Below are 18,368 nucleotides of genomic sequence, written 5' to 3' on the forward strand. Positions count from 1 at the left end.
ATAGAAAGTAGATGTTAGAAAAATTACAGATAGTAAAGCAACGTTTTGATGAGATAAGTGATCTCATTATACAACCTGATATTATAACAGATCAAAAGCGCTATGTCCAGCTCAATAAGGAATATAGCGATCTTAAGGCGCTCATGGAAGTGCGTGAGGTATATATAGAACTTAGTGAAAATCTCAAAGAAGCCGAAGAAATCATAGCTGACGGTAGTGATGCAGAAATGGTTGAAATGGCCAAAATGCAATACGAAGAAGCAAAAACTGGTATTCCTGAACTAGAGGAAAAAATCAGAATGATGCTTATTCCTAAAGATCCAGAAGATGCAAAGAACGTTGTTGTAGAAATACGCGCTGGAACTGGTGGTGATGAAGCAAGTATTTTTGCTGGAGACTTGTACAGAATGTATACTAAGTATGTAGATTCTGTCCCAGGATGGAAACACAGTACGGTAGATTATTCTGAAGGGACTTCTGGAGGATTTAAAGAAATCCAGTTTGAAATTACAGGCCAAGACGTTTACGGTACTATGAAGTTTGAAGCTGGAGTACACCGTGTACAGCGAGTACCGCAAACAGAAACTCAAGGTCGTGTGCATACTAGTGCTGCAACAGTAATGGTACTTCCAGAAGCTGAGGAGTTTGATGTTCAAATAGAGCCTAAAGATGTGCGTGTAGATTTTTTCTGTTCTTCTGGACCAGGTGGGCAGTCTGTAAACACAACATACTCTGCAGTACGATTAACACACATCCCTACAGGACTTGTAGCACAGTGTCAAGATCAAAAATCTCAACATAAAAACAAGGAGAAGGCTTTTAAAGTACTACGCTCGCGTTTATATGATATGGAACTTGCCAAAAAGCAAGAAGAAGATGCCGCAAAACGTAACTCGCAAGTAAGTAGTGGTGACCGTAGTGCAAAGATTCGTACATATAATTACCCTCAGGGACGTGTAACTGATCACCGTATCGGATTAACATTATATGATTTACAAAATATTGTAAATGGTGATATTCAAAAAATTCTTGAAGAGTTAAGACTTGTTGAGAATACAGAGAAACTCAAATTTACTGAAGGAGAATTATAGCATAATAAAGCTGATTATTATCTAGATCTGAAATAAACGACAATGAAAACAGCTGATTTAATTACCCAAATTAAAAAGAAGCAATCTTTTTTAATAGTTGGTCTAGATACAGATCTTGATAAGATTCCTGCGCATTTATTGAAGGAGGAAGATCCCATTTTTGCTTTTAACAAAGCGATTATAGATGCTACTCATGATTTATGTGTGGGCTATAAACCTAATACTGCTTTTTATGAAGCTTATGGTATCAAAGGATGGCAAGCACTAGAGAAAACCATTAACTATATAAACGAAAAGTATCCAGAGCAATTCACTATTGCAGATGCAAAACGCGGAGATATAGGGAATACATCTACTCGATATGCTAAGGCATTTTTTGAGGACTTGAGCTTTGACTCTGTAACGGTTGCTCCATACATGGGTAAAGACTCTGTAGAGCCATTTCTTGAGTTTAAAGATAAGCATACCATATTACTAGCACTTACTTCAAATAAAGGAGCCTTTGATTTTCAAACCAAAGAAATTGACGGTAAAGAAGTGTATAAACACGTACTTGAAACATCTAAGTCATATACAAATAGTGAGCAACTTATGTATGTAGTAGGTGCTACACAAGCTGAGTATCTTACAGATATACGAGCAATCATTCCTGAGGCATTCTTACTTGTGCCGGGAGTAGGAGCACAAGGAGGTAGTTTACGTGAAGTTTGTAAATACGGAATGACTAAGGATATAGGACTTCTTGTTAATTCTTCTCGAGGTATCATTTATAATTCTCAAGGAGAAGACTTTGCCATCGCTGCGCGCAATGTTGCACAGCAGATGCAAGAAGAAATGCGAGAGCTTATTATAGAACATATTTAGCATGAATATTACAGATCAAATAGGCACTCGTCTTGAGTTTGATCATACACCAAAGCGCATAGTTTCTTTAGTTCCTAGCCAGACAGAACTTCTCGTTCACCTAGGGTTAGAAGAGCATATCGTGGGTGTGACAAAGTTTTGTGTTCACCCTTCTTATCTTCGCAGTGATAAAGAAGTAGTAGGAGGTACTAAGCAAGTTGATATTGCAAAAATCACTGCGCTAGAGCCAGATATCATTCTTTGCAATAAGGAAGAAAATACAAAAGAAATTGTAGAGAGTTTACAAGCTCTTGCCCCGGTACACACATCAGATATCATAACCGTTCAAGAGTCTCTGGATCTCATACTTCAATACGGGTTAATTTTTAATAAAGAGACACAAGCTCAGCAGCTAGTTACTGCTATTACAGAAGAGCGTAATCAATTTTTAAAGGAACTAAAGACATCGAGTCAAGGTAGTGTAGGCTACTTTATCTGGAAAGAACCAATGATGGTTGCTGGTGCAGATACTTTTATAAACACACTATTAGAAGAGGCTGGCTTTAAAAATGCTTTCACATCTTTAGAAGGTAGATACCCAGAGGTCCAAGCAGCACAGTTAGTCAATCTTGATTATATCTTCTTATCATCAGAGCCTTTTCCATTTAAGGAAGAACACATCGCATTATTCAAAAAAAATACCACTGCTAGAGTGGTATTAGTAGACGGTGAGTATTTCTCATGGTATGGTAGTAGGCTTTTAGCAGCATACTCATACTTTAAAAATTTACGAGCTCAACTAGAATTGCAAGAACTTTAATTTTGAATCTAGTTGCAGTGCTTCAAAGGTAAGTACGTCACTTTGCTCATGATCTGTGTACTTTAAATTGTACGCCTCTTCTACAAGTTTTTTGTGCTTGCGCTCCATGTAGGTCTTGATGCGCTGGTGTTTATATTGAGAATTCATATTACAATTAGGTTGATTTGGGGTTAAACTTATTTTCTCTACTTAAATGTATTAAAAAAAAATCAATCTAAATCAATATAACTACATAAAAATCAAGCAATTAATGTAAGAATAATCTTGTTAATCTTGAAGTGCAAATACACGTTGTAAAAGATCTGTAGTTCTACTTTGTGTTTTAGTACGGATTTCCTTCTCCTCTACCGCAATCATTTTATAAACCCCTTCAAGTGCTTGTTGCGTTACATAATCTGTAAGGTCAGGGTTTACATCATTAGTAAGTGGTAACTCGTTATACTTTGTAATCAGGTTAGTCCATATTTGATCTGCACCTACTTTTGCAAAACTATTTTTTATCACAGGGTTAAATTTCCCATAAAGCGCTGTTTGTGTTTTTCCTTCTAAGTATGAAGTCGCAGCATTATCAGATCCTAATAAGATGTTGCGCACATCATTAAATGTAATTTGCTTTACTGCATCTACAAAGATTGGGGTAGCCTCACTTACTGCATCTTCGGCAGCGCGGTTAAGGGCTTTGATGCCTTCATCTGCAAGGCTTCCTAAGCCTATTGCTCTAAGCGTGTTATCTACTTTTTGCAATTCTTCTGGCAGTAATATTTTTACAAGATCATTTCCGTAAAAACCATCTTTTGAGGTAAGTTTTGTTACCTGTTTATCAATTCCAAAGTCTAGTGCTTGCTTGAGACCGTTCCCTATCATTTGGTTACTTATTCCTGAAGTTCCAGTTTCTGTAGGTAAACTATCAATTACGCCTTGTAATTCGGCACAAGAGATTAGTGAAAACAAAGCAAATACAGCGATAATCTTTTTCATGATACTATGGGTTTTTAATGTGCGGTAAAGATAGTTTTTAATTGCGCTTTCGCGAAAGCGTAACTCAGCTTATTACTTTTCTAGGTGAAGATTACCGTTTTATTGCCGTATACAAAGCATTTGTGCTGAGCGTGTAATTTTATGGCTCTTGAGAGCACAATCTTCTCCAGATCTCTCCCTTTTGCAATAAGATCTGGAATGGTGTGACTGTGAGTTACACGTATGGTATCTTGCTCAATAATAGGACCTGCATCGAGTTCTTCGGTTACATAGTGACTTGTGGTTCCTATAATTTTCACACCACGAGCAAATGCCGCATGATAAGGTTTTGCGCCTACAAAGGCAGGTAAAAAGGAGTGGTGTATATTTATAATACGATGCGTGTATTCGCTTATTATGGTAGGCGTTACAATCTGCATATAGCGAGCAAGAACAATAAAATCAACCTTAAATTCTCTTAGTAAGTCTAGCTGGCGTTGCTCTGCAATTGCCTTCGTATCTTTAGTTACAGGGATATGATAAAATGGAATATCAAAATTTGCTGCAATATGAGCCAAATCTTTGTGGTTACTTATAATAAAAGGAATGTGTACTTGGATTTCTCCAGCATTGTAGCGACCCAGAATATCATAGAGGCAGTGATCATATTTTGATACAAAAATTGCCATTTGCAGTTTTTGTGTAGCAGGATATAACTGCCATTGCATCTCAAATGGATTTCCTATTTCGTCAGAGAACGTTTTTGTAAAAATATCCACATTAAAATTTGCTTGTTCAAAAAAACACTCTAGTCGCATGAAGAACACATTCTCTTGCGCATCTACATGTTGATCAATATAGGTAGTGTTACCAGCATGATCGAGTATGAAATTAGTCACAGAAGCGATGATTCCCTTTTGATCTTTGCAATGAATAAGTAATGTAAGATGTGCCATAAACTAGGTTTTTAACACCTCTAAATTGCAATTATTCTAACGCAATTCACGTATAAACAAACCTTTTTGTGTTATTCATATTCAAGCGTCGTTTTTATTGATTATTACGTAAATTTACATCATTAAACACACCAATAATTACAGATGGAACAAGCTACTCCTTACACACCAAAATATAAAGTTAGAATAGTTACTGCAGCTGCACTATTTGATGGTCACGATGCTGCTATAAATATTATGCGTCGTATCATTCAGAGCACAGGCGTTGAGGTGATTCACTTGGGTCACGATCGCTCGGTAGAAGAGGTGGTGAATACCGCCATTCAAGAAGATGCAAATGCAATTGCGATAACCTCTTATCAAGGTGGCCACAATGAGTATTTTAAATATATGTATGACCTTCTTAAAGAGAAGGGAGCGTCACACATTAAAATCTTCGGAGGTGGAGGTGGTGTGATCTTGCCAGAAGAGATACAAGAACTCATGGACTACGGGATTACCCGTATCTACGCTCCAGATGATGGCCGTGCCATGGGATTACAAGGGATGATTAATGACCTTGTACAGCAATCTGACTATGCCATAGGAGATAAACTTGATGTGACAGTAGATAGCTTACGCGAAAAAGTGCCTACGGCAATCGCGAGAGTAATATCTGCTGCCGAAAACTTTCCAGAGGTTGCAAAGAAAACCCTAGATGCTATTCATAAAAAGAATGAAAACTCGCTTACACCCGTACTTGGAATTACAGGTACAGGAGGAGCAGGAAAGTCATCTCTTGTAGACGAATTAGTACGTAGATTTCTAATTGACTTTCCAGAGAAAAAGATAGGATTAATATCTGTAGATCCTTCTAAGCGTAAGACGGGCGGAGCATTACTTGGTGATCGTATCCGCATGAATGCGATTAATAGTGACCGTGTTTACATGCGCTCACTAGCAACTCGCCAGAGTAACCTTGCACTTTCAAAGTATGTAGGAGAAGCGATAGAGGTATTAAAAGCAGCCGAGTATGACCTGATTATTCTTGAAACTTCAGGAATAGGGCAGTCTGATACAGAGATTATAGAACACAGTGATGTTTCTTTATATGTGATGACACCAGAATTTGGTGCAGCAACACAGCTAGAGAAAATCGATATGCTTGACTTTGCAGATCTTGTTGCTATCAACAAGTTTGATAAGCGTGGCTCACTAGACGCATTACGTGATGTAAAGAAGCAATACATGCGTAACAATAATCTATGGGACATTCCACAAGATGAGTTACCAGTTTTTGGTACCATTGCTAGCCAGTTTAATGATCCTGGGATGAACACGTTGTATAAACGCATCATGGAGAAAGTAAACGCGGTAAACGAGTCAGACCTTGAGAGTACGTTTGAGATAAGCCAAGAGATGAGTGAGAAAATCTTTGTGATTCCTCCATCTCGCACGCGTTACCTAAGTGAGATCGCAGAGAGCAACCGTGCATATGACGCTTTCGCGAAAGCGCAACAAGAAACAGCACAACGTCTCTACGGAATCTATAAGACTATAGAAACTATTGCCGGTACAGCTCCAGCACTAGACAAAGCAGGAGTACAGTTAGCCGATTTCACTACCGAAAATACAGAAGAAGATAAAGACCTTATAAAATTACTCCTTGCACAATTTGACCGAGTAAAAATGGATCTCGATCCGTATAACTGGGAAGTTATCACTGGATGGGATGAGAAAGTAAATAGATATAAAGCACCTGTGTATACCTTTAAGGTAAGAGATAAGGAAATTAAAATCCCTACGCACAGTGCATCGCTATCACATACAGAAATCCCTAAGATAGCATTACCTAAGTACCAAGCTTGGGGAGATATCTTAATATGGTGTTTACAAGAAAATGTACCGGGAGAGTTCCCATATACAGCAGGACTCTATCCTTTTAAACGTACAGGAGAAGATCCTACACGTATGTTTGCAGGAGAAGGAGGACCAGAGCGTACTAACAGACGTTTTCACTATGTGAGTGCTGGATTACCAGCTAAGCGTTTGAGTACCGCTTTTGACTCTGTGACATTGTATGGTAATGATCCAGGAATGCGTCCAGATATCTATGGAAAAATAGGAAATGCAGGAGTAAGTATTTGCTGTCTTGATGATGCAAAGAAACTCTATTCTGGTTTTGACTTAAGTCACGCAATGACATCGGTGAGTATGACTATAAACGGGCCAGCACCTATGTTGCTTGGTTTCTTTATGAATGCCGCTATAGATCAAAACTGTGAGAAGTACATAAAAGAAAACGAACTAGAAGCAGAGGTAGAAGCAAAGATTGCAGCTATCTATAAAGGAAAAACACGTCCAGCATACCAAGGCGATCTTCCAGAAGGGAATGATGGTCTAGGTTTAATGCTACTGGGAGTAACTGGTGATCAAGTATTACCAGCAGATGTATATAGCCGTATAAAAGTAGAGACACTCACACAAGTGCGTGGTACGGTACAAGCAGATATTCTTAAAGAAGATCAGGCGCAAAATACATGTATCTTCTCTACAGAATTTGCTCTGCGCTTAATGGGAGATGTACAAGAGTACTTTATCGAGCAAAAGGTGCGTAACTTTTATAGTGTGTCTATCTCTGGATATCACATCGCAGAGGCAGGAGCAAACCCTATCACACAACTAGCACTTACATTGTCTAACGGATTTACATATGTAGAGTACTACCTAAGCCGTGGGATGGATATCAATAAATTTGGTCCTAACTTATCGTTCTTTTTCTCAAACGGAATCGATCCAGAATATGCGGTCATAGGTCGTGTTGCTCGTAAGATTTGGGCAAAAGCAATGAAGGAGAAGTATAAAGCAAACCCACGTGCACAGATGCTTAAGTATCACATCCAAACTTCTGGACGTAGCTTACACGCACAAGAGATTGACTTTAACGACATCCGTACTACACTGCAAGCGTTGTATGCGATTTATGATAACTGTAACTCGTTACATACAAATGCATATGATGAGGCGATTACAACGCCTACAGAAGAGAGTGTACGTCGCGCGATGGCAATCCAGCTAATTATTAATAAAGAGCTAGGACTTACTAAAAATGAAAACCCAATACAGGGATCATTTATTATAGAAGAACTTACAGAGCTTGTAGAAGAAGCAGTGCTGTTAGAGTTTGACCGAATCACAGAGCGTGGTGGAGTTTTAGGAGCAATGGAGACGATGTACCAGCGTTCTAAAATACAAGAAGAAAGCTTGTATTATGAAACGCTTAAGCATAACGGAGAGTTCCCAATAATCGGTGTAAACACCTTCTTGAGTTCAAAAGGAAGTCCTACGGTACGCCCAGCAGAAGTAATAAGAGCTACCGAAGAGGAGAAGCAATATCAAATTGATATGCTTAATAATCTCCACAAGGAAAAAGCAGATAAGATAGAGGCACAACTTGAGACGATACAAGATGCAGCGATTAATAATCGCAACATTTTTGAAGAACTTATGGAAGCAACTAAGGTTTGCTCACTAGGGCAAATTACAAGTGCCCTCTTTGAAGTAGGAGGACAGTACAGACGTAATATGTAATACTAGATGATAGTTATTAAAAAAAGGCGACCCAGAGGGTCGCCTTTTTTATTGATTTTTTTCAAGCTTTATCCTTCCAAGGTCCACTTTCGGTAACATGTATAAAGCGATTATCTTTTAATCTTGAGAGACCAAGATATCCTCCTAGCCATATGGTTCCAGATGCATCCTCATAAATGGTTTGTATAGCATTGCTTTGCACACCATCTGCCTCTGTAAAGTTGGTGAATTTCTTTCCATCATATTTGTATACGCCAGCATTTTCGGCAGGAAACCAGATGTTCCCTTTGGAATCTTGGAAGAGCGACCAGATCTCTTCTCCTGTAATCACACCATCTGTAGTGAAATTTGTAAACTTAGTTCCGTAATAACGGCTCACGCCATTATGGTGTGTTGCAAACCAGATATTTCCTGAGCGATCTTCTAGCATGTCATTTACATTATTTCCCGCAAGTCCGTTTGCGGTAGAGATTGTTTCTAGCGCAGTTCCATCCCAGATAAATGCCCCGGCATTAGAAGCAAACCATAAACGTCCTTTGTTATCTTCCATGATACTGTGTACAACTTTAGTACTTGAAACACCTCTAGAATTATCTACTACCGTTTCTGGAAGTGTGAAAGGTTTAAAAGCAGCCCCATCAAAGCTATTAACGCCATTTAAAGCCCCAATCCACAACGTTCCTTTGGCGTCTAGCAACATACTCCATACGTTACTTTCTTTGAGCCCTTGCGCTTCTGTGTAGTTTGTAAAAGAAGGTTTTCCTGTTGTTGTAGATGTGGTCAAGTCAAGCGATGTAATTCCTCTATTGGTCCCAAACCAGATTTTGCCATTTTTATCTTCTAGAATCGCACGCACCGCTTCACCATTAAAACCTTCGTCTATAGAAAAGTAGTCTACGCTCGTTCCATTATATCGTATCACCCCATCACCATTAGTTCCCATCCACATCGTGCCTTGTGAATCTTGAAAAATCCTTCGTATGAATTGGCTTAATGGAGGAGGAGCCAAATCAATTGCACTAGGTCCCATTGTTGTTTTAGCAGCTGAGGTCGTATCGCTCAGGGCGAAATTGTCACTTTCACGCTTTAAGGAATTGGATGAAGATGGCGTCATTTCCTTACAAGAAGTCATGACAATTAAGATAATAGTTAATAACGATACTGTCATTTTATCTATAGCCATAATGCGTTTGTTGAGGTTAGTACTTAAAAGTAAGCTATTTAAAACTAAGATATGCTAGTTCATTCAATAAGAGGGTAGGGTGCTAGTGTTGGTTAGCGTGCATTGCAGATAACATTACTTTTTGTTACTTGCTGTTTACTGTCCAGATAGTCTCAAAAGTCTCACATACGATAAGCATATTATCTATGGTTTTTACTCCGCTTTCGCTGGTGTAACTCTCAAAAAACGCTTGATGTGCTTTTTTCCATTGTTCAAGAGGATGGAGTGCTGTTCCCATATCTATGATAGCATAGGCTTTCGAGATAGCATTATAAGCCACCGTATCAACAGTTTTGGTTCTTATAATTGCCTGCGCTTTTCCTTGAAAATCTGTGATTATTTGTAAGTTTCCCGCCTGTGGGAGACCAATGCCATTTTTCTCATACAAGAAATATAAACTAGAAGAAGCTTGCTTTTTACCTAGTACCGTAAGCGCTGCAAGCCGATCTGCATCTTCCTTATTATCATGAAAAAAGTCAGCATTGGGTAGTGGCTTGTTTGCATATTCTGGATGCGCTTGTTTAAAATCACGCCACATAGCAGCAACACTGCTATCTATATGCTGCTGCGTTTGTTCTTCTTGCAGCGAGGCCATAACCTTTGGAACAGAAGCCTCATTCTTGCAACCTATAGAAATCAATAAAAGAAGTGTGATTGCAATTTTCATGAGTTTGTTTTTATAAGTACGCTTTCGCGAAAATGTGAAGAGCTGAAAGAAAGAGCAAAATAAACAATCATAATGTCATCAAATAAGTTATTGTAGACTGCCTTTGTCATTATAAAATCAGGAAGACCCCACGAAGAAAATTATAAATCAAGATTAGCTTAAAGGCTTGTGCTGAGTGTAACCGATTTAGGCTTTTATTTTAACTCAGTTCTTGTTAGTCACGGTTCTTTTTTAAATTCGGCTTATAACTTCAGATATGTAATTCCAGATAGAATTCCATATAGATTTTCCTTTCTCATTGTTTGGGTCTGTTAACCAAAGACCACAAACATTGCATATAATTTTATCTTTATAAGTAGCTTTTCCCGAAAGAGAATCAAGAGCTGAAATATCAAATTCATCTGTTGTGTTTGTCCATTCCACTTTTTCCATTCGAATTTTAGTAGATTGACATCTTGAACATCTTATTCTATTATCTTTAAACTTATCTCTACGATCTTCGAAAGTCAGTTTTTCAATTTTTGATTCAGACATATTCCGTTCAGCCAAATATTCTTTTATTTCTGATTGAGTTTCTTTCATAAAAGTCAGAAGTTTGAATTTTGCAAAAAATGCTAATTCATAATCGTTTAATTGACTTATAAATCTATGTACTCTACTCATTTTCGTATTGTGATTAACAGGCCACTGCATAAAGCGAGTGCGGCTCCCGATAGCTATCGGGATTGCTGGTTTGCTTTAATCTTTGGTCTTATCTGTTTGGACTAAATATACAATGAATTTTGGAGTTGTGCGCAGGGTGTAGCAGTTTCCAAGTTAACTGCTAGAAGTATGCATTATAGAAAGCACAAAGAGCTTAAGAAAAGCTGTTGGCATCATAAAATCATGAAGACTTTATTATGAACTATAAATTAAAATTAGCCTAAAAGCTTGTGCTGAGCGAAGTCGATGTAGGCTTGTTTTTTAACTCAGTTTTTTGTTGGTAACTGGCTTTTATTTTTCAATTCTGTATTCAATTATTTTACACTTTATAATTAAATCAGAATCGAGTTTTTCTTTTGCAATTAATCCATTTCCGCTTTTAGATAATAATTCAGGATAAAAATCAAGAGTATATTCATCTTTATTTTTTATGAGCAAAGCTTGAATTATCATTGCTCCATACTCTCTCATATTCAAATATGAAATATCAGAGCACGTAATGGTGATTAACTCATTGGAATCTTTAAATTCTTTATTTCTATTAAAGCAACTTAATGTAATTTTAATTTGACCTTTTCCACATGAGTGATCTTCAAATTTAAATCCAGAATTATATTCAAAATTAGTAATTAAAGCATCGTGAAAATCTCCGTAATTATCAGCAATTTCACTTAGTAGATTCATTTTTTTTGAATTGAGTTTCGGAAAATACTTACCAATTTTATTCAATAAATTCATTTTATTCGAGTCGAGTTTTGCTTGTTGCCAACAAGCCATTGCATATAGCGAGTGGATATTCCCATAGCTATCAGGATTGCTAGTTTGCTTTAATTTATGGTCTTGTTTTTTTAATCTAAATATACAATGAATTTTGGAGTTGGTGTTGTACGTAGCACCTTCAAAGTTGGCTATTACGCTTTCGCGAAAGCGTAACCCAAATATGAGAAGTGAAGAGCATTTGTCGTAGTAGTTAATAAGCTCTTAAGACAAGTCTTTGCTATCGTAAAATGAAGAAGACCGTATGATGAATATCATTGGCTAGTTTAGCCTAAAAACATGTGCTGGGTGAAGGTGTAGTAGGCTTGGTTTTTAACTCAGTTCTTTGTTATAAGACGTTTCCCTTTTATAATCGATAAATACATTGTTATTAAAATAGGCCCCACAAACATTAACCACTCATCTGGTTCCTCAATCATAATAACCCATTTCCATGCCTTTGTTCCCCCTTGTATTGAGTTGAATAAAACAAATCCGATTATTCCGATTGATAGAAAAGTAAGATTTATAAACTCAACGTTTTTGTTTTTACTTTGTTTGAGATTCATAAGTAGTCCAACATAACCAAGTATTCCAAAGGTAATTGAGATTAAAATCAACGTATCATCGACATCAAATTTTGACAGTAAGTTAGCCAAAGCGTAAATACTTAATACCATAAAATATGTCATTGGTATTAATGCTACTATGGTCAGAATAATATTTACCGTTTCTTTCTTCAATGTGTGCTATTGCAATCTCGTAATTTCGTTCTGTTTTCTAATGCTTTACAATAGACCAATGCATAAAGAGAGTTCAGCTCCCGATAGCTATCGGGATTGCAGATTTGCTTTAATTTGTGGTCTTGTTTGTTTGATCTAAATATACAATGAATTTTAGAGTTGTGCGCAGGGTGTAGAGCTTTCCAAATTGACTGTAAGAATTACTCTTTCGCGAAAGCGTAATAAGTATGATTGAAGAAAAAATAGCCATCATCGCAGTAGTAAATAAGATCTTATAAGAATCCTTTACGATCATAATACCAAAAAGACCCTACGATAAATTATGGATTAAAATTAGCTTAAAAACTTTTACTGAGCGGAGCTAAAGTAGCCTTGTTCTTTTAACTAAGGTCTTTGTTATAGCCAGTTTAATATTTACTTATTAATTCCGAAATATTATTGTCCGTAGTCTCCGACATTATATCCAAAAGATCGTCAACTGTTAAATTGCTATGCGCTTTGATTTTCTTTAAAATTTCAATTAACTGATCTTTATCATTTTCAAATAAATCTTTAAAAAACTTAAAGGATCTTCCGTATTGACCTACCTCGTTAAAGTAAATGAATTTTGAGCCATACAATTTTCCTTTATCCACACTTTCAATTGGTCCATTTGCTCTCCAATCTAATAGATTTCCTTCTCTAGAGAACTTATTTGCTGCTGATAGTCTATCATCTATGAAATATCTTTTAGCTTCTTGCGGTGCGATTTTTTTACAGAATTCATAAGCAAGGTATTCAGATAAGCCATCTCTAAACCATCTGTATTCATAACCTTTAAGATTATATTTTTGAAGTAAAGTTCCTTCAATTATTTCATGCGAGAATGTGTTCCCTATTTTATTAGTCAACTTAACTATATTCAAACTGTCTGATTCATATAATGGTATTGTCCAAGGAATATTTCGGCTTTTTCCTATGGTTATGGTATTGTTTGAATTTGTTGTGGTTAAAAAAAGATTTTCTTTCTCAATTTCATCAACTAGAAATTTATTTACTAACAAGCTATCTAAATGACCAAGCAGTTTTAAAGATATTTCACTTTCTCTTTTTAAACCTTCATCGAAATATATTGTGTAACCAAATTTACTTATTGAATCGGCTGAAGATTTATCTAAAATTTTTAAGTTGGTGATATTATTGACAGGGTCATCACCAAATATTTCCTCATTCATGTATGAAGCTCTTGTGGTTAAAGGAAATTCATGTGGTTTTAGCCTATTAATTACTTGAATTTTAGCTCCGGTGTCAGTCAGTTTGTATGTGAGTTCTAGTTTATCTGATTTGTAGTTTTCATAAAACTTAGTTCCTTTTATTGAAAATATTGAGTCATTAATTTTCTTCACGAAATTGATTTCTATTTTCGTGATTATCGCAGATGATTTAAAGTTTAAGTAAGAATATAAGGAAGTAAAAGATGTGTTGATATCACTACCTTTAAAATGAAACTCTTGAGATAGATGTGGTTTTATTAAATCGTAATTCTTCTCATTATTAGCTTTTTTAATGTTGTCTACAATATTTATTTCGGTTTCATTCGGTTCGCGTCTGTTACAACTTAAAAGTACTATAGAAATTATCAATAATATAAATTCTCTTTTCATAAGGTCATAATTGGTTATAACAGCCCACTACATAAATCAAGCACTACTCCCGATAGCTATCGGGATTGCTAGTTTGCTTTAATTTATGGTCTTGTTTTTTAATCTAAATATACAATGAATTTTGTAGTTGTATGCCGCGTGTAAGGGTTTCAAAGTTGACTGCTAGAAGTATGCTTTTGGGAGAGTATAAAGAGCGTAAGAAATGCTGTTGCCATCATAAAATCCTGAAGACTTTATTATGAACTATAAATTAAAATTAGCCTAAAAGCTTTTGCTGAGCGTAGCCGAAGCAGACCTTGTTTTTTTAACTCAGAGCTTTGTTGTTTACAGTAATTTTCACGTCATCCAGATTTCATATTCAACTATGACTGTCCAGATTCCGTAAACTTTTTTTAGAAAATACTTCTTTCCATATGCACTTCCTGTAAATTTCCAATAACGCACAGAAACAACACAATTTTCGTATTTATTATCAAAAATAGGTTCGCTTATTGAAATAATATTTTGTCTTTTCTTTGTCTTTTTAAATAGTTTTTCAGCGTCTTTTTTAGTTAAACATTCTTTATTCTTAATAAAATCCTTGTTGTAAATTAATTCGTTTATCAATTCCGAATTCCAAATGCCAACTCTACTTTTTGATTCATTTAGTTCAATTTCCTTTAAAACATTTTCGGGGATATTAAGTCCAGTTGCTACTTTAAAATCTTTTGCGTCGAAAGAGGTTTTTGGTTTTTCACATTGGATATTCATTCCTCGTCCACCTTTTACAATTTCGTAGTCAATGATTTTCCTAAACACCTCAGATTCCGAGTTATTTTGTGAATAGCCCACAGTTGCAATTAATATCAGAAGTATGTTTAAAGTTCGTTTCATCGTATTGTACCCAACGGGCCACTTTATAAAGCGAGTGCGGTTCCGGATAACTATCGGAATTGCTGATTTGCTTTAGTTTATGGTTTTGTTTGGACTAAATATACAATGAATTTTGGAGTTGTGTGCTAGGCGTAGTGGTTTCAAAGTTGACTGCTAGAAGTATGCTTTCTGGAAAGTATAAAGAGCGTAAGTAAGGCTTTTATAGTCCTCAAATCAAGAAGATCTTGAGATGAATATTATTGATTAGTTTAGCTTAGAAACATGTGCTGAGTGAAGGTGTAATAGTCTTGCTTTTAAACTCAGTTCTTTGTTTGTATTTCGTTGTTTTTTTTAGTTTTCAAATTCACAAATAATAGGTAAATGGTCACTAATTTTTAACCACTCATTAATTTTTCCAAATTCCATTTTTATAAGTCCGTTTATAAATTCCTTACTACCGAAAATATAATCTATATGATATGGTTTTTCTAATTGTCTATGAAGGAAAAAAGTCGGTCGCGTTTCAATTCCTTGTTCTTCTTTCCAATAGTTATGATATAAGCTTTCAATTCCAATTTCGTTCAATTCATTCACAACGTCAGAATGATTCCACCATCTGTCCCATTTGTCCCAAATTTTATTACTATTGAAATCTCCGATAATTAAACTCTTATTCAATTTTGATTTGTTGACTTGAAGATATTTCCATAATTGTCCGATATACCCAAAAGTCGGTGATTTATTACTGTGTGTCCAAACTGCTAATAAGTCAAAATCTCCATTTACAGAACAAGGTAAAAAGTGTTTTACTTTATGGTCTTTAAAATTGTCCGACCAATTCAATTTTTTTAGTCCTATATTTTTCTTTGCAAAAATTCCAATTCCTTTATTTTTGGTATCTCCAATCCACAAATGATTTTCCGCCCATTTAATATATTCCTTATGTTTCGTTTCCGCTGGATTTTCACACTCTTGAATTATAATAATATCAGCATTGAAGGTTGATAAATTATCAAACTTATTTCTCAATGCTCCATTACAATTCCAAGTTAATATCTTCAATTCTAGTGAGTTTTTTTAATGAATGTGAACAAACCACTACAAAAAGCAAATCCAGCTCTCAATAACTATTGAGTATGCTAATTTCTTCTACTTTGCGGTCTTGTTTATTTGCTCTAAATATACAATGAATTACGGTGTTACTTGATTCACATAGAGAATACACTTCTGTAAATGACAATCATATTTTCGCGAAAGCGTAAAAAACCAATAATAACAAGGGCTTCTCTGTAATAAAGAAGCCCTTGTTGCAATTTACAAATGTGATAATGCTATCAAAAATGGTTTGCTAGAGTTTAATCTTGAACCCTCCATTAATCACAAAACCATCTACGGGAGCATAGATGTCTCTAAACTCAGGATTACTAACGCTTCCGGTGAAAATAGTGTCAAATCTAGTCTGTCTTGTATCACCAAAATTTTCAAAATTGATAAATACAGAAAAGTTCTCCCAAAGTTTTTCTACCATAAATCCAAATAGCCAATACTGCTGTCCAGTATTACCATCATTTAACTCCTGCGGACTAAAATAGTAGGCCTCTAGCCCCATTTTGATCTTGTCTTCTACCTCATACATAAGCACATTATTAAGCCTGTGCTTTGATACTAGTGGGAAGGTACTGCTGGCACCTTCAATGTGCTGATTTACATCTGCCAGTGTATAGCCTATAAAAAGCGCGAGATCGTTATAAGAAAGTTTTACGTTTGTCTCTATTCCCTTGGTTGCAATATCGCCGTCAGGTTGCTCAAATTGATACAGAGTATTTTCTTGAGGCACCAGCACTAGTGGATCTTCTATCTGCGTGTAAAACAGTAACGTGTTAATACTAAAAGATAGATTATCTGTAATAGGTGTTTTATAATTAATGTCAAAATTTGCTCCTATACTTTGCTCTGCTTCTGTATTTGCCACATCTATAGGGAGCACATTTTGAAACTGTATGCGCTCTGCATCTTCTGTAAATACGGTAGGTGTTTTGTACCCAAGACCACCGCCTAGGCGTAGTGATAACTTGGGGTTCACGCGCATAAGTCCTGATACTCTAGGTAAAACAAAGAGTCCATATTCGTTTTGGTAATCCGTTCTTAGTCCAGACTCGAGCACAAATTGCTCATTGATATCCCAAGTGTTTTGCACAAAGATACCTGCAGTGGTGTGATTATAATCAACAACGTCTAGTGTACCTTCTTGATCTTGAGTAAAAGAATCTGTCCATAAATTTGCGCCAAAAACCCACTCAGAAGCACCAGAAATAGTGGTGTAGGTACCTTCAGTAAATGTAGATATTTGGGCTCCAGAAAATGTAAAATCTGGAATCTCAATACTACGATCATAAAAGCTCACACTATTTTTAAACGCAAGCTCGCTATTATCACTGAGACGATGATCTAAGCCTAGTTGCGAACTAAGTCGCGTGGTTTCATTCCTTTCAAAAAAGCGGTTAGGTAAGTTTTCACCTTCTTCTATAAAAGTAATATCACCACCTATGCGGTCTTCTAGTATGCTATTAAAACCTATAGTAGCTTCGGTCTTATCAGATAGCGTGAGAAACAGTTTAGGATTAAGTGTATATCTCGTAAACTTAGGGATGGCTGTAAGTCCTATGTCTGCAGGGTCGTAGGGAGTACCTACGTTATATGAAGCAAATATGGTAGTACCTACTTTATCAAATTGCTCTGCATAAAACCCACTTAAATCTAGTCCCAAGGCAGAGGTTCCATTAAGCATGAAACTAAGCTCTCGCTCATCTGTAGGTTTTTTAGAAACCAAATTTACAAGACCGGCAATTGCTCCACCGCCATATAGGGTAGAAGAGGCACCTTTGATTACCTCGACCTGTTTAAGATCTAAAGGTGCAATTTGCATCAAACTCAGCCCACCAGAAAATCCCGCATATAATGGAAAACCATCTCGCAATATCTGTGTGTACTTACCATCTAGTCCTTGTATACGGATGCTAGAATTATAAGAAGTGGCAGAGGTTTGTTGTGTCTGTATACCCGTACTCTCGTTAAGCATCATACGTATGTCACCAGGTTTCATATTCCCTTTTTCCTCTAGCTCTTCGCCAGAGATAGCTTCCATACGTGTGGGTATGTTATAGATGGTTCTCTTAGATCTAGTAGAGGCAATTACCACCTCTTCTAGCGACTCATCGTCACTCTTAGTAAGTAGGATTTCTATAGCGTTAAGCGTAGTAAGCGGGAAACTCCTTGTAATGCTATACGCCTCATAGCCTAGATAGTTTATAATAATAGTTTGCTCGCCCTCTGCAATATTCTTGAGCTGTATATAGCCATCTTGGTTTGATATTGCGCCATTAGTAGTGCCTACTACTATCGCTGTCGCATCTGCGAGTGCTTGCTTCGTATCAATATCAAGTACTCGTGCATTAAATGTATGTTGCCCTAGCATTACAGATGCATATAGCATTGCAAGCAGTGGCAAAATGAATGTTTTCATAGTGTCTGTTATAAGTTAATAGT

Annotated in this window: 16 protein-coding genes; 4 read left to right on the forward strand and 12 right to left on the reverse strand. The window is 36.3% G+C overall.

Annotation, left to right across the window (positions count from 1 at the left end):
* The first annotated feature begins 11 nt into the window (after positions 1-11).
* From prfA to DCS32_RS11565, 3 genes are read left to right on the forward strand one after another with little or no spacing between them, the layout of a single operon-like run.
* Positions 12-1,091, forward strand: a complete 1,080-nt coding sequence (gene prfA, locus DCS32_RS11555) for a peptide chain release factor 1 (protein WP_013749634.1) — start codon at positions 12-14, stop codon at positions 1,089-1,091.
* Between the two features lie 42 nt (positions 1,092-1,133).
* Positions 1,134-1,955 (forward strand): orotidine-5'-phosphate decarboxylase, encoded by an 822-nt coding sequence (pyrF, locus tag DCS32_RS11560; RefSeq protein WP_108878401.1) that lies wholly within the window; start codon positions 1,134-1,136, stop codon positions 1,953-1,955.
* A gap of 1 nt (position 1,956) precedes the next feature.
* Positions 1,957-2,754: an ABC transporter substrate-binding protein gene (locus DCS32_RS11565; RefSeq protein ID WP_108878402.1), complete on the forward strand. Its 798-nt coding sequence runs from the start codon at positions 1,957-1,959 to the stop codon at positions 2,752-2,754.
* On the opposite strand, the gene DCS32_RS11570 is transcribed toward DCS32_RS11565, so the two are convergent.
* From DCS32_RS11570 to purU, 3 genes are all read right to left on the reverse strand, one after another.
* A complete protein-coding gene (locus tag DCS32_RS11570) occupies positions 2,734-2,901 on the reverse strand; it encodes a Lacal_2735 family protein (RefSeq protein WP_013749631.1) in 168 nt (55 codons plus the stop codon). The two genes, DCS32_RS11565 and DCS32_RS11570, sit on opposite strands and share 21 nt — an antisense overlap.
* Positions 2,902-3,021: 120 nt before the next feature.
* Positions 3,022-3,732 (reverse strand): DUF4197 domain-containing protein, encoded by a 711-nt coding sequence (locus DCS32_RS11575; RefSeq protein ID WP_108878403.1) that lies wholly within the window; start codon positions 3,730-3,732, stop codon positions 3,022-3,024.
* Positions 3,733-3,812: 80 nt separating this feature from the next.
* Positions 3,813-4,667 carry a formyltetrahydrofolate deformylase gene (gene purU / locus DCS32_RS11580; RefSeq protein ID WP_108878404.1) on the reverse strand — a complete coding sequence of 285 codons (855 nt, stop codon included), beginning with the start codon at positions 4,665-4,667 and terminating at the stop codon, positions 3,813-3,815.
* Between the two features lie 144 nt (positions 4,668-4,811).
* Here purU and DCS32_RS11585 point away from each other — a divergent pair, with 144 nt between their 5' ends.
* Positions 4,812-8,237: a methylmalonyl-CoA mutase family protein gene (locus DCS32_RS11585; RefSeq protein WP_108878405.1), complete on the forward strand. Its 3,426-nt coding sequence runs from the start codon at positions 4,812-4,814 to the stop codon at positions 8,235-8,237.
* A gap of 61 nt (positions 8,238-8,298) precedes the next feature.
* Here DCS32_RS11585 and DCS32_RS11590 read toward each other — a convergent pair whose 3' ends face one another.
* The 9 genes from DCS32_RS11590 to DCS32_RS11630 all read right to left on the reverse strand — a co-directional run bounded on the left by DCS32_RS11590 (position 8,299) and on the right by DCS32_RS11630 (position 18,345).
* On the reverse strand, positions 8,299-9,420 hold the full coding sequence (locus DCS32_RS11590) for a two-component regulator propeller domain-containing protein (RefSeq protein ID WP_108878406.1): 1,122 nt from the start codon (positions 9,418-9,420) through the stop codon (positions 8,299-8,301).
* Positions 9,421-9,544: 124 nt separating this feature from the next.
* Complete coding sequence (locus tag DCS32_RS11595; protein ID WP_108878407.1) at positions 9,545-10,126, reverse strand: ASCH domain-containing protein; 582 nt, start codon at positions 10,124-10,126, stop codon at positions 9,545-9,547.
* A gap of 231 nt (positions 10,127-10,357) precedes the next feature.
* Entirely contained in the window at positions 10,358-10,789 is a 432-nt protein-coding gene (locus DCS32_RS11600; protein ID WP_162533644.1) for a hypothetical protein, read from the reverse strand.
* A 330-nt stretch (positions 10,790-11,119) separates the two neighbouring features.
* Entirely contained in the window at positions 11,120-11,557 is a 438-nt protein-coding gene (locus DCS32_RS11605; protein ID WP_162533645.1) for a hypothetical protein, read from the reverse strand.
* 365 nt (positions 11,558-11,922) lie between these two features.
* On the reverse strand, positions 11,923-12,327 hold the full coding sequence (locus tag DCS32_RS11610; RefSeq protein WP_108878410.1) for a hypothetical protein: 405 nt from the start codon (positions 12,325-12,327) through the stop codon (positions 11,923-11,925).
* Positions 12,328-12,734: 407 nt separating this feature from the next.
* A complete protein-coding gene (locus DCS32_RS11615; protein ID WP_108878411.1) occupies positions 12,735-13,970 on the reverse strand; it encodes a hypothetical protein in 1,236 nt (411 codons plus the stop codon).
* Positions 13,971-14,306: 336 nt separating this feature from the next.
* Positions 14,307-14,843, reverse strand: coding sequence for a hypothetical protein (locus tag DCS32_RS11620; RefSeq protein ID WP_108878412.1), 537 nt, complete (start codon positions 14,841-14,843; stop codon positions 14,307-14,309).
* Positions 14,844-15,173: 330 nt separating this feature from the next.
* Positions 15,174-15,884 (reverse strand): endonuclease/exonuclease/phosphatase family protein, encoded by a 711-nt coding sequence (locus DCS32_RS11625; protein WP_108878413.1) that lies wholly within the window; start codon positions 15,882-15,884, stop codon positions 15,174-15,176.
* Between the two features lie 286 nt (positions 15,885-16,170).
* Entirely contained in the window at positions 16,171-18,345 is a 2,175-nt protein-coding gene (locus tag DCS32_RS11630; RefSeq protein WP_108878414.1) for a TonB-dependent receptor, read from the reverse strand.
* Positions 18,346-18,368: the final 23 nt, after the last annotated feature.

The sequence above is a fragment of the Dokdonia sp. Dokd-P16 genome (genome assembly GCF_003095655.1).
Classification (GTDB): domain Bacteria; phylum Bacteroidota; class Bacteroidia; order Flavobacteriales; family Flavobacteriaceae; genus Dokdonia.

Excerpts from the sequence above, each read along its gene's own strand:
- DCS32_RS11570 (WP_013749631.1), bottom strand. The coding sequence starts at position 2,901 with ATGAATTCTCAATATAAACACCAGCGCATCAAGACCTACATGGAGCGC.
- DCS32_RS11595 (WP_108878407.1), bottom strand. The coding sequence starts at position 10,126 with ATGAAAATTGCAATCACACTTCTTTTATTGATTTCTATAGGTTGCAAG.
- DCS32_RS11575 (WP_108878403.1), bottom strand. The coding sequence starts at position 3,732 with ATGAAAAAGATTATCGCTGTATTTGCTTTGTTTTCACTAATCTCTTGT.
- prfA (WP_013749634.1), top strand. The coding sequence starts at position 12 with ATGTTAGAAAAATTACAGATAGTAAAGCAACGTTTTGATGAGATAAGT.
- DCS32_RS11600 (WP_162533644.1), bottom strand. The coding sequence starts at position 10,789 with ATGAGTAGAGTACATAGATTTATAAGTCAATTAAACGATTATGAATTA.
- pyrF (WP_108878401.1), top strand. The coding sequence starts at position 1,134 with ATGAAAACAGCTGATTTAATTACCCAAATTAAAAAGAAGCAATCTTTT.
- DCS32_RS11620 (WP_108878412.1), bottom strand. The coding sequence starts at position 14,843 with ATGAAACGAACTTTAAACATACTTCTGATATTAATTGCAACTGTGGGC.
- DCS32_RS11585 (WP_108878405.1), top strand. The coding sequence starts at position 4,812 with ATGGAACAAGCTACTCCTTACACACCAAAATATAAAGTTAGAATAGTT.
- DCS32_RS11630 (WP_108878414.1), bottom strand. The coding sequence starts at position 18,345 with ATGAAAACATTCATTTTGCCACTGCTTGCAATGCTATATGCATCTGTA.
- purU (WP_108878404.1), bottom strand. The coding sequence starts at position 4,667 with ATGGCACATCTTACATTACTTATTCATTGCAAAGATCAAAAGGGAATC.
- DCS32_RS11590 (WP_108878406.1), bottom strand. The coding sequence starts at position 9,420 with ATGGCTATAGATAAAATGACAGTATCGTTATTAACTATTATCTTAATT.
- DCS32_RS11565 (WP_108878402.1), top strand. The coding sequence starts at position 1,957 with ATGAATATTACAGATCAAATAGGCACTCGTCTTGAGTTTGATCATACA.
- DCS32_RS11615 (WP_108878411.1), bottom strand. The coding sequence starts at position 13,970 with ATGAAAAGAGAATTTATATTATTGATAATTTCTATAGTACTTTTAAGT.